Origin of the sequence: Paractinoplanes pyxinae (assembly GCF_026626335.1) — a bacterium.
GTDB classification, from domain to species: Bacteria; Actinomycetota; Actinomycetes; order Mycobacteriales; family Micromonosporaceae; genus Actinoplanes; species Actinoplanes pyxinae.
In genome coordinates this window covers 439,578-464,207 of record NZ_JAPNTZ010000003.1, presented here as the reverse complement: position 1 = coordinate 464,207, position 24,630 = coordinate 439,578, and the positions used below count along the sequence as shown (strand labels likewise).

Genomic DNA, 24,630 nt, shown 5'->3' with positions numbered 1-24,630 from the left:
TTCGAGTGCACTCGAACTGCGAGGCTGACGGCATGGCGAACGGACTCACCGTCGGCGAGGCGGCGGAAACGGTCGGGCTCACCGTGCACACGCTGCGCTGGTACGAGCAGGAAGGCCTGGTCGAGCCGGTCGAGCGGGACACGGCCGGCCGGCGCCGCTACTGCGACCGCGACCTCGACTGGCTGCGCCTGCTGATCCGCCTGCGCGGCACCGGCATGCCCGTGCGCGACATGCGCCGCTACGCCGAGATGGTCCGGGCCGGCGACCACACCGTCGGCGACCGCCTGCGCCTGTTCGTCGAGCATCGCGAGCGTGTGCTGGCCCGCATCGAGGAACTGCGGCAGGACGTGGCCATGCTTGACATCAAAATTGCCCTGTACGGCGAAATGGACCGAGCCCAGCAGGAGCAGCACGAGCAGCAGGCCGCCGACTTCCAGCGGGCGCGCCACGAACTGGGCCTCGACCGCCTGGACAACGAAGTCACGACGGCGACGGGCCGCTGACCTTCCGGCCGCCCGCTTTGTTGAGCCCTTCGCGCTGCGGGATCACGGTGTAGCGCGGATCCTTGGCCGATTCCACGCCGCCCTCGAACACCCCGAACCGGGTCAGCACCGAGCCGGCCAGCAGCGACACCCCGGCCAGGGCCGACACGACCCGGCTGCGCCGCCCGACCACCGCCCCGACCGCGCCCACCGCCGTCAGCACCCGCGCCGCCTTCAACAGCTTGCCCGGCCGCCCGTTGCGGTAGGGCTCGCTCAGCAGCCCGTGCCCGTGCTCCACCCGATGCCCGGCCGCGAGTTCGATCGCCGCCCCCGCCACCGCCATGCGCCGCATCGGCCGGCCCGGCGCCGCGATCAGCCCGACTCCCGCCCCACTGGCCAGGGCGCTCCCGGCGAACATGAAGGGCAGGTCCGGGTACGCCGCATTCCAGCTCGGCACGGCGGTGTCGGCGAAAAGCACCGCGGTGTACGTGGCCAGCCCTGGAGCCAGCGCGGCGGCGCCGTACCCAGCGGCTGCTCCGACCGGCGGCAGCACCTTCCGCGCCACTCCGAGCAGCCCGCGCTCGGGCAGGAACGGCGCCACCTCGGCCGCCGCCGCCACTCCGGCGGCCCCGCCGAAGAAGCTCAGCAGCCAGGTGCCCATCGACATCGGCGACGTCGGCTTGGCCACCCGCAGCATGTGGTGGAAGCGGTCCGGCCGGCCCAGGTCCTTGATCAGGAAGAACGCGCTGGCCCCGAGGGCGGCCAGGGCCGTGCCCCGTCCCGCCACGCGCAGAACCGGGTCTTTGCTGGCCTGCCCGCCGGCCGCGATCAGCGCCGACCCCGCCGCCAGCCCACCGGTGAACAGATAGATCGCGATGTCGTGCGTCCATACCGGCGGCCGCACGATGGGCCGCCCGTAGTAGGACTGGAAATCCGCCTTGGGCACCATCGACCGGTCCCCGCCGCGCTTGCCGCCGCCCCGCCGCGAACCGCCACGCCCCTCGCCCTCAGAAGCACGAGAACCGTCACGAGACGAAGGGAGGCCGCCGCCCCGGCGCGGCCCGCCGTAACCCTCGTCCCGGGAGAGCCCACTCCCCTGGTTCCCGGCCGGCGGCGGAGAAACCGAGCTCACTTGCGCCTCCCGGCGAACGCGACAACCGCCGTGGCCGCCATGGTCAACGCGGCCAGCCCCGCCTTCTTCCACATCGACACGACATCGCGCGTCGGCACGTGCGGGTCCGGCGGCAGCCCGTACACCTCGGGCTCGTCGAGCAGCAGGAAGAACGCGCCGTCGCCGCCCACCCCGTCGGAGGGGTCGTTCCCGTACAGCCGGGCCTCGGCCACGCCCTGCGCCTGCAACGTCTCAACGCGCCGCGCCGCCCGCTCCCGCAGCTCGTCCAGCTCACCGAACTGGATCGACTCGGTCGGGCAGGCCGTGGCGCAGGCCGGCATCAGCCCGTCCCCGATCCGGTCGTAGCAGAGCGTGCACTTCCAGGCCCGCCCGTCGTCGTCCCGCCGGTCGATCACGCCGTAGGGGCAGCCCGAAATGCAATAACCGCACCCGTTGCAGATGTCGTCCTGCACCACGACCGTGCCGAACTCGGTGCGGAACAGCGCTCCCGTCGGGCACACGTCGAGGCACCCGGCATGAGTGCAGTGCTTGCACACGTTCGACATCATCAGCCAGCGGAAGTCCGACCGCGGCGCCTCGTTGACCCGCCCCGGCAGATCAGTCATCGGCATGCCCAGCATCTGAGCGCCGCCGCCAGAGGAGGAGCCACCGGAAGACGAGCCGCAGCCCCCGGAACCGCAGCCACCCGAAGGCGCAGCGCCAAGAAACTCACTGCCCGCCGTGGCCGCCGCCGACAACGCGTCGACCGCGGGCAGGATGCCCGGCGACGTCCCCGTGTCGGCCGAGGTCTGCGCGGCGATCACATTGGTCGCCGGCACGGAGGACGGCCCGACCGGCAGCCCGGCGAACGCCCCTGGCGTATCGGTGGAAGCACCCGAGGACGACCGCGGCTGCTCGATGAACGCCACGTGCCGCCACGAGTTGGCCGTCAGCCCGCCCGTGTTGTCGTACGAGTGCCCGAGCAGGTCGAACCCGTCGTCCGGCACCGCGTTCCACGTCTTGCAGGCCACCTCGCACGCCTTGCACCCGATGCACACCGACGTGTCGGTGAAGAACCCCATCCGCGGCGGCGCGTCGGTGTATCCGGCCTCCGGCGCCGGGTCGAGCGGCCCGTACAGGCTATTGCTCTCCATCAGCGCCCCTCGGGGTCTCGATCGGGGTGTGGTGCCCTGGTGTGAGCCCTGCCCGATCACGGTAGCTCTGCACGTACGCCAATAGTTCAGGGCCCGACGGCCGGCGCCCCGGCTGAATGTCGCAGGTGCCGACCTTGCTCTCCTGGATGAGCACGTTCGGGTCGAGCGTGATCCCGATCAGGTCGTTGGCCGAGTCGCCCGTGACCAGGCCCTCGCTGCCCCAGTGGTAGGGCATCCAGAGCTGGTGGACGATCCGCCCGTCGATGCGCAGCGGGGCCAGCCGGTCGGTGACCATCACCCTGGCCTCGATCGCCGCGCGCGCCGTGACAATGTGCGCCCACCCCATGTGCTCGAGCTCCCGTTCGGCCGCGAGTTCGGGCGACACCTCGACGAACATCTCGGGCTGCAGCTCGGACAGGTAGGCCAGCTGCCGGCTCATGCCGCCGGCCGTGTGGTGCTCGGTGAGCCGGCTCGTGCTGAAGACGAACGGGTAGACCTCGGAGTGCTGCTCGGGCGGGCTCGGGTTGGTCAGGTTGTCCGACCGCTGGTACACCTTGCGGGTCGGGTTGGCCTGCTGGGCGTAGAGCGGGTTGCGCACATTCGACTCGGCCGGCTCGTAGTGCGTGGGCATCGGCCCGTCGATGAGCCCGCTGGGCGCGTACAGCCAGCCCTTGCCGTCGCCCTGCATGATGAACGCGTCGTCGCCCGAGATGGCCTCGACCCCGCTCGCGCCCTCGGGCGGCCGGTACGACGGTGGCTTCGTCTTCTCGAAGTCGGGCACGTCGTCGCCGACCCACTCGCCCTTCTCCTCGTCCCACCACACGTACTTCTTGCGTTCCGACCACGGCTTGCCGTCGGGGTCGGCCGAGGCGCGGTTGTAGAGCGTGCGGCGGTCGGACGGCCAGGCCCAGCCCCACTCGCGGGCCACGTAGTTCTGCTCCCTGCCGGGCTTGCGCCGGGCGGCCTGGTTGACACCGTCCTTGTAGACGCCGGTGTAGATCCAGCAGCCGCCCGAGGTGGAACCGTCCGGCTTCATCTCGGTGAAGTTGCTGAGCAGCTTGCCGGTCGTCAGGTCGTACCCGTTGATCTCTTTGAGAACGTCCTCGCCCCGGGGTTCCTGCAGCTCACCGTGCAGCTCGTAGTCCCACGCCAGACGACGGATGCCCTCGTCGCGCGGCAGAGTCGAGTCGGCCAGGCGCTCCCGGATGATCCGGCCCAGGTGGTAGAAGAACCACAGTTCGCTGCGGGCGTCGCCCGGCGGCTCGACGGCCTGCTCGCGCCACTGCAGCATGCGCTGGGTCTGGGTGAAGGTGCCCGACTTCTCGGCGTGCGAGGCGGCCGGCATGAAGAAGACCTCGGTCTTGCACTCCTCGGGCACGATCTCGCCCGTGCCGATCTCGGGGCCGTTCTTCCAGAAGGTGGCGCTCTCGATCATGAAGAGGTCACGCACCACGAGCCAGTCGAGGTTGGCCATGCCCAGCCGCTGCGCCTTGCCGTGGGCCGAGCCGACGGCGGGGTTCTGCCCGAGCAGGAAGTACCCCTTGATCTTGCCGTCGATCATGTCGAGGACCTGCTGATACGTGCCGTGATCACCGGTCAGGCGGGGCATCCAGCCGTACCCGAAATCGTTCTGCTCGGTCGCCGCGTCGCCCCAGTAGCTCTTGAGCAGGCTCACCGCGTACGACTTGGCGTTGGCCCAGAAGCCGGACTGCTCGGGATGCCGGATCGCGTCGATCCACTGGTCGAAGCTTTCGTGCTGCTTGAAGTGGGGCATCGGCAGGTAGCCGGGCAGCAGGTTGAACAGCGTCGGGATGTCGGTCGAGCCCTGGATGCTGGCGTGCCCGCGCAGCGCCATCACGCCGCCGCCGGGCCGGCCCATGTTGCCCAGCAGCAGCTGGATGATCGCGCCGGCGCGGATGTACTGCACGCCCACGCTGTGCTGCGTCCAGCCCACGGAGTAGACCAGAGCGGTCGTCTTCTCACGGCCCGAGTTCGCCGTCCAGGCCTCACAGACCTCGAGGAACTTCTCTTGCGGCACGCCGCAGAGGCGCTCGACGACCTCGGGGGTGTAGCGGGCGTAGTGCCGCTTGAGCACCTGGTACACGCAGCGCGGATCCTGCAGCGTGGGGTCGCGGGGGACGTCGGCCGGGATGGGCGGGCCGTGCGACTCCTGCTCGAGGCCCGAGGCGGTCTCGCGGTCGGCGTGCGACTCCTCCTCTTCCTGCCCCTCGTCCTGCTGACCGGCGTACTGCCAGGAGCTCTGGTCGTACGTGTTGGTCTCGGGGTCGTAGCCGGAGAACAGCCCGCTGAGGTCCTCGGTGTCCTCGAACTCCTCGCTGACGAGCATTGACGCATTGGTGTACGCGACCACGTACTCCCGGAAGTCCTTCTCGTTGCTCAGGATGTAGTTGATCACGCCACCGAGGAACGCGATGTCGGCCCCGGCCCGCACCGGCAGGTAGGTGTGCGCCAGCGCGCTGGTCCGGGTGAAGCGCGGGTCGACGTGGATGACCTTGGCCCCGCGGTTCTTGGCCTCGACCACCCACTGGAAGCCCACCGGGTGCGCCTCGGCCATGTTCGAGCCCTGGATGACGATGCAGTCGGCGTTAGCCAAATCCTGGAGGAAGTTGGTGGCCCCGCCCCGGCCGAAGGAGGTTCCCAGACCGGGAACCGTGGCGGAGTGTCAAATACGCGCCTGGTTCTCGATCTGGATGGCGCCGATGGCGGTGAAGAGCTTCTTGATCAGATAGTTCTCTTCGTTGTCGAGCGTCGCCCCGCCGAGGCTGGAAATTCCCAGCGTACGGTTGAGGGGCCGCCCTTCCTCGTCGGCGTCCTGCCAGGTCGCGTCGCGCGCGGCGAGCACCCGGTCGGCGATCATGTTCATCGCCGTGTCGAGGTCGAGTTCTTCCCAGTCTTTCCCGTACGGACGCCGGTAGAGCACCTTCTGCTGCCGGCGATCACTGGTGACCAGGCTCAGGCTGGCCGACCCCTTGGGACACAGCCGCCCGCGCGAGACGGGGCTGTCGGGGTCGCCCTCGATCTGGACGATCTTCTCGTCCTTGACGAAGATCTGCTGCCCGCAGCCGACCGCGCAGTACGGGCAGACCGACTTGGCCACCCGGTCGGCTGTCTCGGTGCGGGAGGTCAGCGACTTGGACTTGGGAGACTGCGCGGCGGCGCCGCGGCCCAGCGGATCGGTGCCGGTGAGCTGCCGGTAGACCGGCCACCCCTCGATCCACGTCTTGACTCCCACGCTGACGACCCTAACCCAGGCGCGGGCGGGCCGCACGGCGACATACTTCGAGGATGGCTGTTCCCGATCGTCCCGTCGCGATGCGGCGCTGCCCCCGGTGCGGGCACCAGACCCGCGCCGACCGCATGGTGAAGGGTTTCGGCCGCGACTGCGCCGCCCAGCTGGGGTTGATCGGGCGCTCGGTCGACACCGGCCACGACGGTCCTGACCTGCTCGACGTCCTGCGCTCCCTCGACGAGGAGGACTCGTGCGACGGCTGGGATCGCCCGGCTGACCGTCCGTACGAATGGTGAACGCCGACAAGCAGAATGCATTCTGTTTCGACGGTATTCTCCTGCGCCATGCGCAGGCTCGCGAGCACCGCCCTGATCGTCCTCCTGGCTGTGCTCGGCGCGCCGTCGGCGTCTCAGGCTGCCGCCCCGTGGACCATGACGGCGGGCAAGATCAGCGTCGTGCCCGGCGGCGGCGAACGCGGCATGCCGTTCGGCCTGCGCGCGCCCGGCGGCGGCTCGACCCGCTACGACCTCGACCTGGTCTTCGACATCACGGCCGCCCGTGACCTCCTCACGTTCAAGCTCACCTTCTACACCTGCACGGCCACGGCCACCACGCTGACGTGCCCGGTGAACACGGGCGGCATGTCGAGCTACCTCATGGCGACAGCCAAGCCCGAGGCTCCGGCCGGCCTGACGGTGCCCGTGCCGGTCCGCGCCGTGCTCGACGGCAAGACGGTCGCGAGTGCGACCGGCACCGTCACCGTGGCCGAAGAGGTCTCGCTGGCCGCGGTCGAGGCGCAGGACGACATGGCGATCGCGAGCGGCCGCACCTACGGGCTGGCGGCCGGGGTCCGCAACACCGGCAGCCGCCCCGTCACCGGCGTGGTTCTGCAGCTCAAGACGGTCGCCGGCATCCGGACGAATGACTACGCCAACTGCACGAACGTGGTGACCGACCCGAACATCCCGCCCGACTCCGGCGCCATCTGCCTGTTCGACGCCGAGCTGGCCCCCGGCCAGGAATACCGCCTGGCCACACCGTGGCGGGTGACCGCGACCGAGCTGGTGTGGGCGCCCAGCCAGTGGCTGGCCTCGTTCGAGTGGTCGACCGCGCAGGACTTCACCGACCGGGGCGGCAAGCTGCCGTCCGGCGGCAGCGGGCCCGAGCTGGAACTCGCCGCCGTGGCCACCGCCCGGGCCGTTCCGCAGACCGAGCCCGAACTGATCTACAACAACGTCGACGAGTGGCAGCTGAGCGTCACCGGCCGCAACACCTCGACCCTCACCGTGCGGGGTGACACGGCGAGCGGCCAGGTCGGGAAGAACGTCACCGTCGGCGTCAGCGTCCGCAACAACGGTCCGGCCCGGCTCGAGGGCTACAACCAGCTCGAGGGGTCGTATTCGCTCACCACAGTGACCCTTCCCCCGGGCACCAAGGTGGTGCGGGCCGACCCCGACTGCCACCTCTTCAGCATCGACTTCCCCACCCCCGGCGGCCCCTACCCGGTCGACGCCGAGCTGGGTGACGGCAAGTACTACTGCTGGAAGGGCTCCTGGCTGACGCCGTGGAACCTGCCCGGCGAGACCTACACCTACAAGTTCACGCTGCGCATCACCAAGCCCGGCACGCTGCGCGGCGGAATCCGGACCACGCTGCACGACGCCGGGCGCGGCAACAGCGGGCTCGGCCCGATCCCCTACCGCGCCCCCATCGTCATCACCGCAACCGGCGTTCCCGTCACCGGCGGGGACGGTGGTGGTGAGGGCGGCGGCGGTGGCGGCCTGCCGATCACCGGCAGCAACACCACAGCGGTGGCCCTGATCGGCCTCGCGCTTCTCATCGCCGGCGCCGCGGCGCGCCTGGCCACCCGCCGACGATAGAGGTCACCTCATGCGCAGACTCGCCAGTGCCGCCCTGATCGTCCTGCTGGCCGCGTTGATCGCCCCGGCGCCGGCCCAGGCCGCGGCCACACCGTGGAAGCTGTCCCTCGGCCGGGGCAGCGTCGTGCCCGGCGCCACGGGCGTCCTGCGGCTGAGCGTCGACACCGCCAACGCGGCCCGGGTCAAGTACGACCTGGTCTTCGACATCACGGCCGCTCAGGGCCGGATCACCCTGAAGCCCGGCTTCCCGGTCCCGTGCACCACGACGGCCACCACGGTCACCTGCGCGCAGGACGACCGCGGCTTCTCGGGTGGGATGGAGGTGACGGCCGAGCCCGACGCCCCGGTCGGCACGGTCATCACCCTGCCGGCCCGGATCGTCGCGGGCGGCCGGACGGTGGCCAGTGCGACCGGCACCGTGACCATCGCCGAGGCCGTGTCCCTGACGAACGTACAGGCGCAAGACGATGTTTCGATCGCCACCGGAGCCACCGGCCAGCTGGCGGCCGGCCTGCGCAACACCGGCGACACGCCGATCACGGGGGTCGTGCTCCAGCTGCAGACCGCCGTCGGCATGCGCACACCCGACTTCGCCAACTGCAGCCCGATCGAGGGCCGCGGCGCCGTCATGCCGACCGCCGGCGCCGCCTGCCTGTTCGAGGGCGCGCTGACCCCCGGCCAGGAATACCGGCTGGCGACGCCGTGGCCGCTCACCGCCACCGACGCCGTGTGGGCGCCGACCCAGTGGCTGTCGTCGTTCAGCTGGTTCACCGCGCAGGACTGGATCGACCAGGGCCGCCCCCTCCCCGGCGGCGACGGCGACACCGAGCTGGGGCTGACCCCCGCGCCCGCCCCCGTGACCGAAACGGTGCCGCAGACCGACGTCGACACCGAGGGCAACCCCACCAACGCCGACGAGTGGAACCTGCTCGTCACCGGCCGCAACAACTCGACCTTCACCGTTCGCGGCGACGAGGCCACCGGCAAGGTCGGCCAGACCGTCACCGTACGCACCAGCGTGCGCAACAACGGCCCGGCCCGCATGGAAAGCTGGGGCAACGCCTTCGCCCCGTACCTGACGGTCACCGTCACCCCGCCCGCCGGCACCAAGGTCGTCGGCCACTCGCCGCTGTGCCAGCCGTTCAATGTGGACTACCCCACCCCCGGCGTGCCGTGGCCCGACGGAGCCGACTTCAACGACGGCAAATACTACTGCTGGACGGGCATGTTCGAAGGTCTCCCCTACTTCCCCGGCGAGACAGTCAATTTCGACTTCAAGCTCCGCATCGACAAGCCCGGCACGCTGCGCGGACAGATCCGCACCGTGCTCACTCCCGTTGACGCCCCGAGGATCACCCAGGAGGAGCCCATCGTCGTGACCGCAACGGGAGCCCCGGCCACCGGCGGCGGCAACGATGGCGGCGACGACGGCGGAGGCGGCGGGGAGGGCGGAGGCGGCGGCCTGCCGATCACCGGCAGTGACACCACAACCGTGGCGCTGATCGGCTTGGCCCTCTTGCTCGTCGGCACGTGCGCTCGCCTGGCCACCCACCGCCGGTAAGACCGGACGCCATCCTTGTGGCGTCAGGGTTTCGCGCGGCCGGCCAGTGCGGCGGTGACGCCGTCGTTCAACGGGCGGCCGACGCTCGAAAAGTCTGACCACCATACGGCCCGTTCAGGCAGTACGCTGCGGCCACCACAGTGGACGTACGGAAGAAGCCAGCCGATGCGCAGGTTCGCCAGCGTCGCCCTGATCGCCGTGTTCGCCGCCCTCATGCCCGCGGCGGCCGCTCAGGCTGCCCCCGGATGGACCCTGACGCTGAGCAACGTCAGCGTCCAGCCCGGCGGAGCGGCCCGGGGGATGCACGTGCAGTACCGGTTCCCGGATCAAACGCCCCCCGGCGAGCTGGTGTTCGACCTGACCGCGCTGAACGCGATCGCCACGGTCACGCCGCCGTCGGGCATCACCCGGTGCACGGCCGCCGCCACCACGCTCACCTGCGACGGCACGAGCGACGCGTTCGACCTTTCGGTTGCGGCCAACCCCGGCACCCCGCTCGGCGCGAGTGCGCTGGTGACCGTACGGGCCGTGGTTGAGGGCACGACCCGGGCCACCGCCACGGGTCGCGTCACGATCGCCGAGCAGGTCGCCCTCACCGCCGTCGACACGCAGGGCGACGTCTCGCTGCCCACCGGCACGAGCACGGACGTGACCGCCGCCGTCCGCAACACCGGCGACTCCCCGGTTCGCGGGGTGGTCCTCGAATGGAGAGCGGTCCGCGGCATCACCAGCACGCCGCACCGCAACTGCGCCCCCACCGAACGCGGCGCCGCCTGCTTGTTCGAGACCGAACTGGCCCCCGGCGCCACCTACCGCCTGGCCACGCCGTGGCGGATCACCGCCTCTCGGGCGGTGTGGGCGCCGAGCCAGTGGTCCAGCTCGTTCATCTGGCACACCGCGCAGGACTGGATCGACCCGGGCCGCGCGCTGCCGTCCGGCTCCGGCCCCGAACTCGAGCTGACCCCCGCGACGTCCACCTTGGCCGACCCCCAGACCGAGATCGACGTGCGCGACAACGCCGACGGCTGGGACCTGGCGGTGACCGGCGTCAACCAGTCCAACTTCACCGCGATCGGCGACACCGCAAGGGCGAAAGTCGGAAAGACCGTCCCCGTACGCCTGGGCATGCGCAACAACGGTCCGGCCGGCATTGAAGGCTGGGACCGGGCGCAGGGCTCATACTTGGTCATCACCTTCACCCCGCCTTCCGGCACCACGGTGGTCGGCCGCTCGCCCCTGTGCCGGTCGTTCCCCACGCTTCCGTTCCCCGGTCCCTACCCGCCCGACGGCCACCCCGACGACGGCAAGCTCTACTGCTTCACCTCGGAGCTGGACGGCGTCCCGTACCTCCCCTACCGAACGGTGAACTTCGACTTCATCCTGCGCGTCGACCAGCCCGGCACCCTCCGCGGCAGCATCAACGTCAGCCGCCAAGGCCCACCGCCGGCCGGTGACCCCGACCCCTCGGACGACACCGCCGCCGTCATCATCAACCCCGCCGGCCCCACCCCCACCCCGGGCGACGGCGAGGGCGGCGGCAACGGCGGCGGTGAGGGCGGCGGCCTCCCGATCACCGGCACCAACACGACAGCCCTGGCGCTGATCGGCCTCGCCCTGCTGCTCGCCGGCGCCACCGCCCGCGTCGCCACCCGCCGCCGTCCACACCCCGAGAACTGAGGTCAGGCGGGTCCCCAATCCGCGCCGTAGTCGAAGACCGGCGACGTCGACACCCGGCGCCGGTCGGAGCCGTCCGGACGCATCGTCCACACGTCACCGTTGAGGTCCGCCGTACCGGTACGGAAGCTGAAGGCGATCCGGCGGCCGTCCGGCGACCAGCTCGGGCTGGTGGCCCGCCCTTCCCCGCCGGTCAGGTACTTGACCTTGCTCATGCAGTCCGCCTCGTCCCGGCAGGTGGCGGGCACGGTGGCGATGTCGAGCACGTCGGTGCCGGGCCGCCCGATCTGGAAGACCACCAGGTCTTTGGTGGGTCCCCGCCGGGCCGGCGACAGGTCCGCGCTCTCGGCCGGCACGCTCCAGCTGGTGAGCTGCCGCACCCGGCGCGACGGCAGGTCCATCCGGAACAGCGCGGTGGCGAAGTCCTCGTTCCGCAGGCGGCCGTAAACCAGGTAGCCGGCCCCGGGCACGGTACTGGCGTGGTAGTCCTCGATCAGGCCGTCCGGTCCGGGCGGCGACAGCCGCCGCACGCCGGTGCCGTCGGGCCGGGCGGTGTGCAGCACGGCCGAGCGGGCCGAGCCGTTGGGCTGGTCGAACGGCCCGATCACGCGGGTGAAGTAGATCCGCCCGTCCGGCAGCCAGCCCGGCTCCAGGTCGTCCTGGCACGGGTCGTGACACCCGGTGTCCACGGAGTGGTCGTTGCGCCCGGTCACGTCCACGATCCGCAGGTCGGCGAAGTCGCCGCTGTCGCGTTGGTAGACGACGCGGCGCCCGTCGGGTGAGATCGAGGGCAGCAGGTCGCGGGCGCCGGGCGTGTCCGGCGTGAGCCGGCGGGCGCCGCGCCCGTCCGGCCGGGCGATCTCGAGATGTCCGGTGGTGAAGGTGGTGTCCGGCGCATTGGTCCAGACGATGCGCCCGCCGGAATCCGACCGGCCGCCAGCCCAGGCCGGCTGGGCGCCCGCCATCAGGGCGGTCACGGCGACTGCGATGACGATGTTTCGTCTCATGGCTCCTCCCGTCTTCGGAGGGCCACCGCCGCCGGGAAAGGCCACGACGACGGCGGCCCGCACCTCCCGAAGTCTGCTCTGCGCGTTGATGGCGGTCGAGGTGCGAAACGGCAGGAGTGGCTCGGCCGATCATCGGGTCGCGCAAGTGAGGCTTTGGCTTTAGGCCGGCTTAAGTAGTTGCATCGGTAGTGACAAAAGTTGATCGAGCGTCCATCATGGCTCGATGCCTGGCCGTCACCGCCCGCTTCAGCGCACCGGACTGATCGTCACCGCCGCCGCCGTCGCCGTCGTAGTGGTCGCCGGCGGCGCCTGGGCCGGCTATCAGGAGTGGTCCAAGAACGGCTGCGCCACCACCGTGCAGCTCAAGGTCGCCGCCGCCACCGAGATCGCGCCCGCCGTCCGGGCCGCGGCCGACGCCTGGAGCAAGCGGGAGGACACCTGCGCCCAGGTCGCCGTGGCCGCCGCCGACCCGGCCGCCATCGCCGCCGCCGTAGGTGGCAAGCACGGCGTGAACCTGGCCGGCATCGGCACCGGGGCCCAGTCCCAGGCGGACGGGGTCGACGCCTGGATCCCGGACTCGGCCACCTGGCTGGTCCGCATCTCGTCGGAGGCGCCCGGCTTCCGGCCGACCGTGCTCGGCTCGATCGCCACGAGCCCGACCGTGCTGGCCGCGCCCGAGGAATCCGCCGCGGCCTTGAAACAGGCGAAGATGGCCGACCTCGTCCCGCGGCTCTACGCCGACAAGACGCTGCGGCCGGGCCTGGTCGAACCGTCGCGCGACGCCACCGGGCTGACCGGGTTGCTCACCGTGGCCGGCGCGACCAAGTCGGCCGCCCTGCGGGTCGGGGTGATGCGGGCGCTGGCCGCCAACAGCTCCAGCATCCGCAAGGACCTGCTGCTCAAGGTGGGCGACAGCGTCGGCCTGGCCGTGCTGTCCGAGGCTGATGTCATCGAGCACAATGCGAAGACCCCCGGCAACCGGCTCACCGCGATCTATCCCAGCCCGGCCACGGCGGTGCTGGATTACCCGTACGCGATCATGCCCGGGGTCGACCCGGAGAAAGCCGCCGCCGCGACCAGGCTGCGCGCGGCCCTGGGTGGCATCTCCACCGACCTGGCCCGGGCCGGTCTGCGTGGCCCGGACGGCTCGACCGGCACCGGTTTTCCCGCCCTGCCCGGCGCGCCGGCCACGGTGACCCCGCCGCCCGCTGCCGGCGCCGCCGCCATCACCCCGCTGCTCGGCAGCTGGACGGCGATCACCCAGCCGGGCCGGATGCTGGCCGTGTTCGACGTGTCGGGCTCGATGAAGGCCAAGGTGCCCACGGCGGGCGGCCTGACCCGGGCCGAGGTCACCCAGCGGACGGCGCAGCAGGGCCTCGCGCTGCTGGACGGGCGCTGGTCGGTCGGCAACTGGACGTTCTCCACGAACATGGTGGGCACGCGCCCATGGAAAGAGAACGTGCCGATCAGTTCGGTCGCCACCCACCTGCCCGAACTGCAGGCCGGCATCGGCCGGATCGTCCCGAAGGACGGCGGTGACACCGGCCTGTTCGACACGGCGCTGGCCGCGTACGCCGCCGTGAAGAAGGGCTGGAAGCCGGGCGTCTCCAACTCGGTGGTCATCTACACCGACGGCAAGAACGACAACCCGGGCGGCCTGACGATCGACGAGCTGGTCGCCAAGATGACGAAGCTGCGCGACCCGGCCAAGCCCGTCCGCATGATCATCATCGGCATGGGCACCGCCATCGACCGCGACGAGCTGGAGGCGATCGCCAAGGCCTCCGGCTCCGGCGGCGTCTTCGTGGCCACCGACCCCGCCAAGATCGGTGAGATCTTCCTGGAGGCCATCGCCAGCCGCCGCGGCGCGTAAAGCCTGTCCTAGACCGTCAGGGTCAACGCGTCGATCTTGTCGTCACCGGCCCAGGACAGCCGCATTCCTCCGCTCGCGTCCGCGGTGCGCCAGGCGTACCGGACGACCGCTTCGGCCGGACCGGCGCGCTCGACCGGCGTCACGTCGATGAAGTCGCCGGGCGGGTTCGCCCGGTAGGCCTCCGCGATCTCGGCCGGGCCGCGGAAGGGGCCCACCGGCACACCGTCGAAGACCATCACGGCGTCCGGCGCGAAGGCCGCGGCGAACCGCGTGAAGTCTTTCGTGGCGACACCGGCGTTGAACCGGCTGACGTGCTCGGCCACCAGCCGATCGATATCCGCCATGACCCGATTATGCGCCGGTCGCCCCGGCCGGTGTGATCAGAGTCGCTTGATCTTGCGTTGACTTGAAGTGCGGTTGAAGTTTTAGGTTTGAAGGCCAGTCCCGAGAGAGGAATCCGATGCGACTGCCCCGCCTCTTCACGCCGCGCACCACGGTGAGCGCCCACTGCGACCTGCCCTGCGGCGTCTACGACCCCGCCCAGGCGCGGATCGAGGCTGAGTCGGTCAAGGCCATCTGCGAGAAGTACCAGGCCAACGAGGACCCGGAATTCCGTACGCGTGCCCTGATCATCAAGGAGCAGCGCGCCGAGCTGGTCAAGCACCACCTGTGGGTGCTGTGGACCGACTACTTCAAGGCGCCGCACTTCGAGGCCTACCCCCAGCTGCACACCCTGTTCAACGAGGCCACCAAGCTGGCCGGCGCGAGCGGGGCCAAGGGCTCGGCCGACCCCGAGGTCGCCGGCCGCCTGCTCGCCAAGATCGAGGAGATCTCCACGATCTTCTGGGCCACGAAGAAGTGACTGCTCTGCGAGTCGCCGTCGTCGGCGCCGGACCGGCCGGCATCTACGCGGCGGACATCCTGACCAAGGCGGCCCCGGACGCGACAGTCGACATCTTCGACCGGCTTCCCACCCCGTACGGGCTCATCCGGTACGGCGTCGCGCCCGACCACCCGCGGATCAAAGAGATCATCACGGCGCTGCACCACGTGCTGGAGGATCCGCGCATCCGTTTCATCGGCAACGTCGACTACGGCGTCGACGTCAAGCCCGAGGAGCTCACCCCGTTCTACGACGCCGTCGTGCTCGCCACCGGCGCCGACAAGGACAGGGAGCTCGACATCCCCGGGATCGAGTTGCCGGGGAGCTTCGGAGCGGCGGACTTCGTCTCCTGGTACGACGGCCACCCCGACGTACCGAGGGAATGGCCTTTGACCGCGACAAAGGTGGCGGTGCTCGGCGCCGGCAACGTGGCCGTCGACGTGGCCCGCATCCTGGCCAAGACCGCGGACGAGCTGCTCGAGACCGAGATCCCCGACAACGTGCACCGCGGCCTGCTGGCCAGCCCGGTGACCGACGTGCACCTGTTCTCGCGGCGCGGCCCGGGCCAGGTCAAGTTCACCCCGATGGAGCTGCGCGAGCTCGACGAGTCGCCCAACGTCGAGGTGATCGTGCACCCCGAGGGCATGGAGTTCGACGAGGGCAGCCTGGCCGCCATCCGGGCCAGGCGCTCGCTCAAGATGTGCGTCGACACCCTGCAGAACTGGTGCGCCCGCGACCCCCGCGACCGGCCGCGCCGCCTGCACCTGCACTTCCTGCAGGCGCCGGTCGCCATCCTCGGGTCCGACCGTACGGAGGGACTGCGCACCGAGACGCAGGAGCTCACCGGCGACGGTTCGGTCCGCGGCACCGGCCAGTTCACCGACTGGGACGTGCAGGCCGTCTACCGGGCCATCGGCTATCTGAGCCGCCCGATCGCCGACCTGCCGTTCGACCACGCCACCGGCACGATCCCGCACGACGCCGGCCGCGTGCTCGACCTCGACGGCGAGCGGGTGCCCGGCCTGTACGCGACCGGCTGGATCAAGCGCGGCCCGGTCGGCCTGATCGGGCACACGAAGAAGGACGCCAACGAGACGATCACCAGCCTGCTGGCCGACGCCGACGGCCTGCCGCCGGCCGTCCACCGCGACCCGGCCGAAGTCCTGGCCTACCTCGACCGCCGCGGCCTCGGCTACACCACCTGGGCCGGCTGGAAGCGCCTGGACGAGCACGAGATCGGCCTGGGCAACCCGCACGGCCGCAAGCGCATCAAGGTCGTGCCCCGCCAGGACATGATCGACATCAGCAGCGGGATCTAGCCGGGCGACGGGCGAGGCTCCAGGACCACGACCACCGCCTCGGTGGAGCGCAACGCCGCGTACACGTCGAGCTCTTTGTCGAACGTGCGCCAGCGGTCCCAGAGCCTCGCCCGCTCGTCGCCCTCGGCCGCCCGTGCCCGCACCGGCCGGGCGGCGGTGCCATCGAGCTCGACTGTCGCCTCGGGCGCCGCCCGCAGGTTGAGCCACCAGGCCGGGTGCCCCCACGCCGTACGCTCCACCCACCGGGGCGGCACCCGCACACTCACGCCAAGGATGCCACTGAGCGCCCGCAACTTGGCTACCCTGCGTGAGTGGACGGCAGTTGCGCGAGCTGGCGTGGGCACATCATCGTCTGCGGGCTCGACGACGTGGGGCTGCGCACCGTCGAACAGCTGCACCTGGCCGGCGTACGCATCGCGGTGGTCGAGGACGACGCCGACCCCCGTCTGGTCCGGGTGGTCCGGGGCTGGGGCGTGCCCGTGGTGGTCGGCAGCCCCCGCCTGATCGAGACGCTGGGCGAGGCCGGCCTGCCCGGCGCGGCCGCGGTCATCTGCGTGCTGGCCGACGACCTGCACACCATCGAGGCCGCCCTGCTGACCCGGGAGAACCGCCCCGACATCCGCGTGGTCGTGCAGCTGCGCAATCCGGCCGTCGGCCGTGCCCTGGCCGCGCTGTCGATCTCGGTGCTGGACGTGGCCGGCCTGTCCGCGCCGTCGCTGGTCGAGGCCTGCCTGCGTACCGGCGCCCACGACCTCGACCTGGACGGCACCCGGTTCGTCGCCGTGCAGGTGGTGGCCGATGCGGCCGGCCCGCTGCGGGCCCGCTACGGCGCCCTGGCCCCGCTGGCGGTGATCGGCGAGGACGACATCGAGGTGTGCCCCGGCCGCGACCACCAGGTGCGCCCGGGCGACCTGGTCACGCTGCTCGGCACGCCGGCCGAGCTGGCCGCGGCCGGGCTCGGCGACGCCACCGCTCCTCCGTCCTCCGTACGGCCAAGTTGGTTCAGAACGAAATGGCACCTGGCCCAGACCGTGCTGACGACTGTCGACCGCCGCCTGGCCTACGTGCTCGGCGGCCTGTTTCTGCTGCTCACGGCCGCGATGGTGGTGCTCCGCGTGGGCTATCGCGAGCCCGACGGCACCCGCATGACGATCCTCGACGCCGCGTACTTCTCGGTCGAGACGATCGCCACCGTCGGCTTCGGCGACTTCTACTTCCGCGAGCAGCCGACCTGGCTGCGCGGCTTCGCGATCGCCCTGATGATCCTCGGCGTGCTGCTGGCCACCACCTTCTACGCCCTGCTGACCAACACCCTGGTCAGCATCCGCCTCGAGGAGGCCCTGGGCCGTCGCCGCCTCACCCAGCTCACCGATCACGTCGTCGTCATCGGCCTCGGCTCGGTCGGCGTCCGCGTGGTCGAGCGTCTGGCCGACGCCGGCATCGACGTGGTGGTCGTCGAAACCAAAGAGAATTGCCGGTACGCCGCACAGGTCCGCGACGCGGGCATCCCCGTGGTCTTCGCCGATCCGACCCTCCCCCGCACGCTCGACCGGGTGCAACTGGCCCAGGCCCGGGCGGTGGCCATCCTGACCAGCGACGACCTGGTCAACCTGGAGACCGGCCTGGCCATCCGCGACCAGCTGGGCGACCGCGGCGGCGAGGTGCCCGTCGTCCTGCGCCTGTTCGACCGCACCCTGGCCGCCACCGTCGAACGCCACTTCGGCCTCGGCCTGGCCCGATCGACGGCCGCCCTGGCCGCGCCCTGGTTCGTCGGCGCCGCCCTGGGCCTGGACGTCATCGCCACGTTCTACGTCAGCTCGCAACTCATGCTGGTCGGGCGGCTCACCGTCGCCCGCGGCGGCGGCCTCGACGGCCTGGCCATGCAAGACCTTTCCGCCCGTACGCGGGTAGTGGCCATCAGCCGAGCTCCGGGCGACACACCGCTGGAGCACCCGCCGCGCCGGGACACCCGCTTCGCGGCCGGCGACCGCGCGTACCTGATCGGCCCGTACGAGGAACTGCTGCAGGTCCTCCGCCGGGACACCCTCAGCCCGAGCGCCCTCCCCGACCGGGCGGACGTCGAGACGCGCTGACGCCGCAAGCACCTGTGCTGCACCCGCCGGACGACCATCCGCGCACCCGCGCGGGCCGATCCGTTCCCATGTGAAGATCCCTGCCGCCCTCGCGCTCGCCGTCGCCACGATCCTGGCCGCCTCGCCGACCGTCCCGGCCCACGCCGCCCCGGAGCCGGCCGGACCGCTCAAGGTGATGCCGCTGGGCGACTCGATCACGTACGGCAGCGGGTCGGCCGACTCGCGGATCGGCAACCGCACCGGCGCCCCGACGGCCAGCGGCTACCGCATCGACCTGCAGAAGCGGCTCGGGGCGGCCGGCCTGAACGTCGACTTCGTGGGCTCCCAGCAGGCCGGCCCGAAGGGTGCGGACCGCGACCACGAGGGCCACCCCGGCTGGCGCATCGACCAGATCGCCGCCAACGTCGACACCTGGCTGGCCACCTACCAGCCGGACGTGATCCTGCTGCACCTCGGCACCAACGACATGGCCCAGAACAAGAGCGTCGACCCCACGGCCACCCGGCTGTCCACGCTCATCGACCAGATCCGCGCCGGCCGCCCGGACGCCGACATCTTCGTGCAGCAGCTGGTTCAGGGGCACATCGAGCCGTACAAGAGCCGGATCGCCGCCTACAACAAGCGGATCCCCGGCATCGTGGCCGGCAAGGACGACAAGGTGCACCTGGTCGACCAGTCGTCGATCGGCGGCCTGTCGGAGTTCGACCAGCTGCACCCCAACGACGACGGCTACGCCAAGATGGCCTACAACCTGTACCGGGCCATGACCAAGGTCTATGGCGACGCCGGCTGGCCCGCGGGCCGCAACCCGTACGCGGGCACCGCCACCACGCTCTGCTTCCGCATCAACAAGACCGTGGCCGGCCGGCCGGACTGGCACTCCGAGTGCAGCCGCTGGACCCTGCGAGCCGGCCGGTGGCAGCGGCCGGGCACCGCCACTCAGACCTACCTTCTGCACATCAAGGCGCGAGTCGTCACGGCGAAGGCCCGCAAGGTCGTCGTGAAGGACCGGTACCTGAAGCGCACGCGCGTGGTGACCACCTGGCTGTCCGACGACCCGTACCTGACCAACGCCGGCAAATAGCGCCGCCGGGCGTGAACTGTGCGCCCTCGCTTTACGTGAACTGGGAGGTGAGCTCGAAACGGGTGGCCGGGCTGGACGGCCTGCGCGGCCTCTGCGCCCTGTACGTGGTGTTGTTCCACTGCTGGGCGTACACGTTCCGCGGCTTCCCCCGCTATCAGGGCCCGCAGTGGCTGAGCTGGCTCGGGTTCGGCCGGCTGGCCGTGGTGATGTTCCTGGTGCTGTCGGGCTTCTCGCTGGCGTTGACGGCCGCGCGTAATGGCTGGCAGCTGGGCAGCCTGGCCGGCTACGCCCGGCGGCGGGCCTGGCGGATCCTTCCGGCGTACTGGGCCGCGCTGGTGTTCAGCCTGGTCATCGCCTGGACGATCGTGCGCCAGCCGCACTCGGCCGAGCCCACCACCGGTTCCGTGCTTGTCTACACGTTCCTGCTGCAGGACCTGGTCGCCGTGCCCACACCGAACGGCGCCTTCTGGTCGATCGGCGTCGAGGCTCTGCTGTACGGCGTACTACCCCTGCTGGTGCTGCTGTGCCGCCGGATCGGCATGGCCGCGATGCTGGCCGTGGTGACCCTGCCGGTGGTCGTGATCGGGTTCGTCGTGTTCGACGGGTCGCCGCCGCAGGGCGACAACTGGCTGGCCCCGCACCTCGTACCGGCCTTCGCCGCCGGCGTCGTGGCGGCCGGTGTGGCTGCCGGGCGATTCCACCGAGCGCCCTGGATCCCGTTGGCGGTGCTGGCGGCGGCGCCGGTGGGCGTTCTGATGCTGCTTCAGGGCGGCCGGTGGATGGTCAACAACTACTACTGGCTCGACCTGGCGGTCGCCCCCGCGATGACCCTCTTCCTGCTGGCGATCGTGAGCGGGCGGCCCGCCGGGCTGATCCGGCTGCTCGACTCGCGGCCGCTGAAGTGGCTCGGGTCGATCTCGTACAGCCTGTACCTGGTCCACCTGCCGATCGTCGTCGTGGTCACCCTGAAGCTGGCCATCCCCCGGCTCGGCCGGGACACGATCTCGTTCGCGGCCACCACGCTTATCGCCGGCGGGGTGTCGCTGGCGCTCGCCTGGCTGTTCGCCCGGCTTTTCGAGGCGCCCTTCCAGCAGCGCCGGCCGGCATCCGGCCTTCTCGGCCGCCGGCCGTCACTCCAGTCGGTAGAGGTACGCGCCGTCGATCTCCTCGCGGGTGATGCCGAGGCCGTCGAACGGCCGGTTGGGCAGGCCCTCCCACGGGGTTCCACCCAGCCATTCCGGCAGGACGACGACCGACTTGATGCCGTCCGCCCGCAGTGACGCGATGCTGGCCGAGTCCGGGAAGGTCGCGCTGCTCGAGCGGATCCGTTGCTGCCCGGTCGGCTCGAAGGTCACGATGCCGTTGGGGATGCGCGGGAACCCGTTGGTGGACCACAGCATGATCGACATCTCGAGGCTGCCGCCGCTGGGCAGCACCAGGATCGGCTCGGGCGCCACGCTCATGGCGGCCGGATAGCGCAGCACCTCGGGGTGCGCGGTCCGGTTCACCCCGTCGAGGGCCACCCCCAGCAGCGGGAGCACCAGCGCGAGGCGCAGCACGACAAATTTCGCGCGCCCCAGTCGCTTCGACCACGCGGCGCCGTCCTTGCGCCAGGGCGCGATCTCTTTCACGTCGCCCACGACGGCGCTGACCGCGCCGGCGGCCAGGACAGCCATGAACAAGGTGGTCCATAACATCAGGCGCCCGGGAGTGCGCAGGGCCGCCCAGCCCGGCAGGTGCTTGGAGAGCGTCAGATAGCCCGGGTCGCCGTGCCACGGCAGCTTGGAGCCGAGCATGAGCAGAACCCCGACGAGGACGCCCAGGAACAGCAGGATCCGATGGCGGATCCGGAAGACCGAGAAGAAGACTCCCGTGATGGCCAGCACGAACAGGGCCACGCCGGGCAGCAGGGCCATCTCGGGCGGCCACGAGAGCTCGGCCCGGGCCGCCGCGTGCCGTTCACCCCACAGCCAGGACGTCTCGGGCGCGACGAGCAGACCCCGCCAGGGCGGCGAGTACGCCTCGGTCCAGGCCAGCGACCGGTCGGCCTGCGGGTTGAGCTCCACCACGCGGGAGTAGGCGATGCCCATGAACAGCGTGACGGCGCCGAACACCAGCCCGCCGATCACGTCGGCCACCAGCAGCCGGCGGCCGAAGACCGGCCGGCCGCGCCGCCACCAGACCCAGCCGAACCGCGCCGCCACCACGAGGCAAAGGGCGATCATGACGTACGCGAACACGAGCCCGATGGCGAGGCCGAGGCTGATCTGCCAGGCGGCGACCAGCCACCCGGCCAGCGCCCACCCGGGGCTGTGCCTGTCCGGCCGGTGGCCGCGGCGCAACGACCAGCCGTGGCCGCGGGCGATCATGGCCAGGCTCAGCGCGATGCCGCCGGTCGAGATGACGTTCAGGTGCCCGGCGTGGGCGAGCTTCCACGGCGCGTACGCCCAGGCGACGCCGGCCACCCACGCGCCGAGCGGATGCGCGCCCAGCTGACGGGTCAACGCGTACGCCCCGACGAAGGCGAGCGCGTGGACCAGGACGTACACGATGTTGTAGCGCAGGACGGCCGCCTCCATGCCCGACCCGAACATGCCGAGCGGGGCGTACCCGAGGACGGTGTCGGTGAAGGCCAGCGAGTGCGGATCCGGATAGAACGTGTTCGAGTCCCAGAAGTGCAGCGGGTTGTGCAGCAGGGCGTGCCCGCCCCAGGCGATCTGCCAGGCGAACAGGGCCGGATCCCCGATGTCCCCCGGCACCGTGTGCCGCGGATCGCGCAGCGTCGGCCAGGTCAGCAGCGCGGCCAGCGCCAGCCCGCCGAGGACGACGAGAATCCACTCCCGCCGAGCCCAGACCCGCTTCAGCACACCCCTGGACGCGGGAGCGCTCCCAACCTCGGTCCGCTCCTCGCCCGCGGTCGCGGTGGCGACGCCCCCGACCTCACTCACCCAAGCCCCCCGGATCAGCCCACTCACCGACGCGACGGATTGTCACACATCAATGTGCTCCGCGTCACCGACCGGCCGACAGGTGACGAGGGTATGGCCCGCCCGCACCGAAGAGCAAGGCGCGTCACCCCACCCTCCGGAACGGGGCCAGCGTCGAGCGGATCGATCCGGCCGCGCCCCAGTCGTCATCGAACTGAGCCAGCACGGCGAGGTGCTGCCGCAACTGGATGATCGGCATCCGCTCCACCCAGCCCGCGTCGAGCCCGGTCAGCTCGGCGTAGAGCCCGAAGAACCCCCCAGCCTCAGCCGGCGGCGAGGTCGTCCACACATGAGCCAGATCAACCTCGGCCCACATGTACGACACGGCCGGGTCGATCAACGCCGGCCGCCCGTCCGCGGTGGCCATCAGGTTCTGCGTCCAGAAGTCGCCGTGGGTCAGACAGGCCGGCCGCCCCGGCAATAACTCAGGCAAGAGGTCGCACAGCCGCTCCAGCGCCGCCCGGTCACCGGAATCCAGAGCCGCCTCGACGCGAGGTTCCCCCACCCACCGCAACAACCGATGCTCGGCAAAGAACGAAAACCCGTCCTCACTCCAGGAGTTGACCTGCCGCCGACGCCCCAGCCAGTTGTCCCGCCACCACCCGAACCGCGGATGAGCCGTCCCCAGATGCAGCCGAGCCAACGCATGCGCGAGCTGTTCCCAGAACCCCTCACCCCGTGGCCGCGGCCGCAGCACCGACAACACCAGCAGGTCCCGCCCAACCCGAATCACCTCGGGCGTAGCCACCCCGCCAAGCTCCCGCAGAGCCGTCAGCCCCTCCGCCTCCGCCCCGAACACGTCCCCGTCCGCCGGTTCCTCGAAGGCCTTGACGAATACCGCCGTCCCATCCCCGAGTGCGGCAACCCCGGCGACCGCAGCCAGCCCACCGGCCACCGCCTCAACCGAGACAACATCCCGAATGCCGGCCCGCCGCAGACACCCCAGAAGAAACTCCGCCGTGCCCGCCATCCGAGCTCCTTTGCTCGCGGCATATCCGCCGCCGTTGAAGCCATTGCCCAGGTGATAGTCACACGACTATAGTCGTGTGATGCATCGCGAGGATTCGACGCAGGCGCAGCGATTCTTCCAGCCGCGCTATGGTGCCTTCATGGCCGAGCTTCACACCGTCACCGTGCCGATCGTGGTCGAGCGCGACGAGGACGGCGTTTGGTGTGCTCACGCCCAGCTGCGCCCGGGCGTCGGCGCACACGGCGAGGGCGACACCGAGGAAGCCGCGCTCGAAGATCTCCGTGAGGCGCTCATCGGTCTGATCGAGGAGTTCGGCGTCCCCCGGGAGCTTTCGGTCACCGTGGCTGCCTGATGCCGCCGCTCCCCTGCGTGCCGGGTGCACGGATCGTTCAGGCTCTGGAACGGCACGGTTTCAAGGTCGCACGGCTGCGCGGCAGTCATCACGTCATGCGCCACCCGGACGGGCGGGGGACCACCGTCCCGGTGCACGGCAACCGCGACGTCGGCCTGACCATCGATCAACTCGACCTCTGACGCCGGCAGGCGCAGCCTCCCGGCTTCGCGCCTCAAGGCACGAGGGGGCCGTGCAGCACGTCGCGCGCTTCGGCTTCGTCACCGGAGAGGCTGCTCCACGGGACAGGCCGGCGGCCCCACAGCATCAGCAGCAGGTCCGCGGCGGGCCCGGACAGCTCGGCGACCGGGTCGCCGGGCCCGAGGATCCAGCACGCGCGCAGGTCGGTGGCGGTCAGCCGGACGGCGGCCCGCAGCGGAGCCATCCGGCCGAGCCGGATCTGCCTCGGCACGAATCCGTCGACGACCTCGGCGATGCCGTCACCACTCAGCTCGGGATCGAGCGCGCCCGCCCGGCCGACGGCCTGCTCGGCGTCCCAGCGATGCACGAGCGTCTCGAGGCAGCGCCGGCGTCGCCAGAAGGCAACGGTCCGCGGCGGAAAGAACGTCCACGCCTCGGTTGATGGGTCCACAGCCAGCGCATCCGTGAGCGTGCGGGCCGTCTCGCCGAACCACGACACGACGTCCACCGGCGGCGGCTCCGCCATGTAATCTCCGCGCCGCTCCCGAACCGCCGCGGCCGCCCACAGATTCTCCTGCCCCAGGTGCACGCCCAGATCCCGCAGCGTCCAGTCCCCACAGTGCTCAACGGGCGCGGAAAGGTCGCCGCTCAAGCACTCCTGAAAGGCAGCCAGTTCCTCATGCAGGAGCGCCAGATGGTCAAGACCCATGCCGCGAGCATCCCGCACCTTCACACCGGCCCGCCACACATGCCGGTCGCGCAGACGCATT

At 71.1% G+C, this 24,630-nt stretch carries 20 protein-coding genes and 2 pseudogenes; 13 read left to right on the top strand and 9 right to left on the bottom strand.

The genetic code is table 11. The annotated features are described in order from the left end of the window. Positions 1-32: 32 nt before the first annotated feature. Entirely contained in the window at positions 33-503 is a 471-nt protein-coding gene (locus tag OWR29_RS10100) for a MerR family transcriptional regulator (protein ID WP_267562336.1), read from the top strand. Here OWR29_RS10100 and nrfD read toward each other — a convergent pair. The 3 genes and pseudogenes from nrfD to fdh all read right to left on the bottom strand — a co-directional run. Then, entirely contained in the window at positions 481-1,431 is a 951-nt protein-coding gene (gene nrfD / locus OWR29_RS10095; RefSeq protein WP_267562334.1) for an NrfD/PsrC family molybdoenzyme membrane anchor subunit, read from the bottom strand. The two genes, OWR29_RS10100 and nrfD, sit on opposite strands and share 23 nt — an antisense overlap. Positions 1,432-1,610: 179 nt before the next feature. Continuing rightward, positions 1,611-2,747, bottom strand: a complete 1,137-nt coding sequence (locus OWR29_RS10090) for a 4Fe-4S dicluster domain-containing protein (protein WP_438872565.1) — start codon at positions 2,745-2,747, stop codon at positions 1,611-1,613. Further along, a pseudogene (gene fdh, locus OWR29_RS10085) lies at positions 2,740-6,000 on the bottom strand (formate dehydrogenase); the annotation flags it as partial. The pseudogene fdh and the gene OWR29_RS10090, both read right to left, overlap by 8 nt. A 53-nt stretch (positions 6,001-6,053) precedes the next feature. On the opposite strand from fdh, the gene OWR29_RS10080 reads away from it, so the two are divergent. The 4 genes from OWR29_RS10080 to OWR29_RS10065 all read left to right on the top strand — a co-directional run bounded on the left by OWR29_RS10080 (position 6,054) and on the right by OWR29_RS10065 (position 11,115). After that, a complete protein-coding gene (locus OWR29_RS10080; protein WP_267562332.1) occupies positions 6,054-6,293 on the top strand; it encodes a hypothetical protein in 240 nt (79 codons plus the stop codon). Positions 6,294-6,341: 48 nt separating this feature from the next. Then, positions 6,342-7,877, top strand: a complete 1,536-nt coding sequence (locus OWR29_RS10075; protein WP_267562331.1) for an LPXTG cell wall anchor domain-containing protein — start codon at positions 6,342-6,344, stop codon at positions 7,875-7,877. 10 nt (positions 7,878-7,887) lie between these two features. Beyond that, positions 7,888-9,438: a hypothetical protein gene (locus OWR29_RS10070; RefSeq protein ID WP_267562330.1), complete on the top strand. Its 1,551-nt coding sequence runs from the start codon at positions 7,888-7,890 to the stop codon at positions 9,436-9,438. Positions 9,439-9,603: 165 nt separating this feature from the next. Beyond that, entirely contained in the window at positions 9,604-11,115 is a 1,512-nt protein-coding gene (locus tag OWR29_RS10065) for an LPXTG cell wall anchor domain-containing protein (protein ID WP_267562329.1), read from the top strand. A 2-nt stretch (positions 11,116-11,117) separates the two neighbouring features. Here OWR29_RS10065 and OWR29_RS10060 read toward each other — a convergent pair whose 3' ends face one another. Beyond that, the gene (locus OWR29_RS10060; RefSeq protein WP_267562328.1) at positions 11,118-12,119 is read right to left on the bottom strand and encodes a hypothetical protein; all 1,002 of its coding nucleotides are present in this window, start codon (positions 12,117-12,119) and stop codon (positions 11,118-11,120) included. 223 nt (positions 12,120-12,342) lie between these two features. On the opposite strand from OWR29_RS10060, the gene OWR29_RS10055 reads away from it, so the two are divergent. Further along, a complete protein-coding gene (locus OWR29_RS10055; RefSeq protein ID WP_267562327.1) occupies positions 12,343-13,992 on the top strand; it encodes a VWA domain-containing protein in 1,650 nt (549 codons plus the stop codon). Positions 13,993-14,000: 8 nt separating this feature from the next. Here OWR29_RS10055 and OWR29_RS10050 read toward each other — a convergent pair whose 3' ends face one another. Then, positions 14,001-14,336: a nuclear transport factor 2 family protein gene (locus OWR29_RS10050; protein WP_267562326.1), complete on the bottom strand. Its 336-nt coding sequence runs from the start codon at positions 14,334-14,336 to the stop codon at positions 14,001-14,003. Positions 14,337-14,452: 116 nt separating this feature from the next. Between OWR29_RS10050 and sodN the strand changes: the two genes are divergently transcribed. Together sodN and OWR29_RS10040 are read left to right on the top strand one after the other, a co-directional pair. Next, positions 14,453-14,854: a superoxide dismutase, Ni gene (sodN, locus tag OWR29_RS10045; RefSeq protein ID WP_267562325.1), complete on the top strand. Its 402-nt coding sequence runs from the start codon at positions 14,453-14,455 to the stop codon at positions 14,852-14,854. After that, complete coding sequence (locus OWR29_RS10040; RefSeq protein WP_267562324.1) at positions 14,851-16,194, top strand: FAD-dependent oxidoreductase; 1,344 nt, start codon at positions 14,851-14,853, stop codon at positions 16,192-16,194. The genes sodN and OWR29_RS10040 overlap by 4 nt, the downstream gene beginning before the upstream one ends. Here the strand turns inward: OWR29_RS10040 and OWR29_RS10035 are convergent. Beyond that, positions 16,191-16,460, bottom strand: coding sequence for a nitroreductase/quinone reductase family protein (locus tag OWR29_RS10035; RefSeq protein WP_267562322.1), 270 nt, complete (start codon positions 16,458-16,460; stop codon positions 16,191-16,193). The two genes, OWR29_RS10040 and OWR29_RS10035, sit on opposite strands and share 4 nt — an antisense overlap. Before the next feature lie 45 nt (positions 16,461-16,505). Between OWR29_RS10035 and OWR29_RS10030 the strand changes: the two genes are divergently transcribed. The 3 genes and pseudogenes from OWR29_RS10030 to OWR29_RS10020 all read left to right on the top strand — a co-directional run. Next, entirely contained in the window at positions 16,506-18,287 is a 1,782-nt protein-coding gene (locus OWR29_RS10030) for an NAD-binding protein (RefSeq protein ID WP_267562321.1), read from the top strand. Positions 18,288-18,357: 70 nt separating this feature from the next. Then, positions 18,358-19,371, top strand: coding sequence for an SGNH/GDSL hydrolase family protein (locus OWR29_RS10025; protein ID WP_267562320.1), 1,014 nt, complete (start codon positions 18,358-18,360; stop codon positions 19,369-19,371). Between the two features lie 11 nt (positions 19,372-19,382). Further along, positions 19,383-20,429: pseudogene (locus OWR29_RS10020) on the top strand (acyltransferase family protein); the annotation flags it as partial. A 72-nt stretch (positions 20,430-20,501) separates the two neighbouring features. Here the strand turns inward: OWR29_RS10020 and OWR29_RS10015 are convergent. Continuing rightward, on the bottom strand, positions 20,502-22,238 hold the full coding sequence (locus tag OWR29_RS10015) for a putative glycosyltransferase family protein (RefSeq protein WP_438872574.1): 1,737 nt from the start codon (positions 22,236-22,238) through the stop codon (positions 20,502-20,504). 205 nt (positions 22,239-22,443) lie between these two features. Further along, positions 22,444-23,328, bottom strand: coding sequence for a fructosamine kinase family protein (locus tag OWR29_RS10010; RefSeq protein ID WP_267562317.1), 885 nt, complete (start codon positions 23,326-23,328; stop codon positions 22,444-22,446). Between the two features lie 79 nt (positions 23,329-23,407). Here OWR29_RS10010 and OWR29_RS10005 point away from each other — a divergent pair, with 79 nt between their 5' ends. Continuing rightward, positions 23,408-23,680, top strand: a complete 273-nt coding sequence (locus OWR29_RS10005; RefSeq protein WP_267562316.1) for a type II toxin-antitoxin system HicB family antitoxin — start codon at positions 23,408-23,410, stop codon at positions 23,678-23,680. Next, positions 23,680-23,862, top strand: coding sequence for a type II toxin-antitoxin system HicA family toxin (locus OWR29_RS10000; RefSeq protein ID WP_267562314.1), 183 nt, complete (start codon positions 23,680-23,682; stop codon positions 23,860-23,862). Before OWR29_RS10005 ends, OWR29_RS10000 begins: the two co-directional genes overlap by 1 nt. Before the next feature lie 32 nt (positions 23,863-23,894). Here OWR29_RS10000 and OWR29_RS09995 read toward each other — a convergent pair whose 3' ends face one another. Continuing rightward, positions 23,895-24,629, bottom strand: coding sequence for a maleylpyruvate isomerase family mycothiol-dependent enzyme (locus OWR29_RS09995; protein WP_267562313.1), 735 nt, complete (start codon positions 24,627-24,629; stop codon positions 23,895-23,897). Position 24,630: the final 1 nt, after the last annotated feature.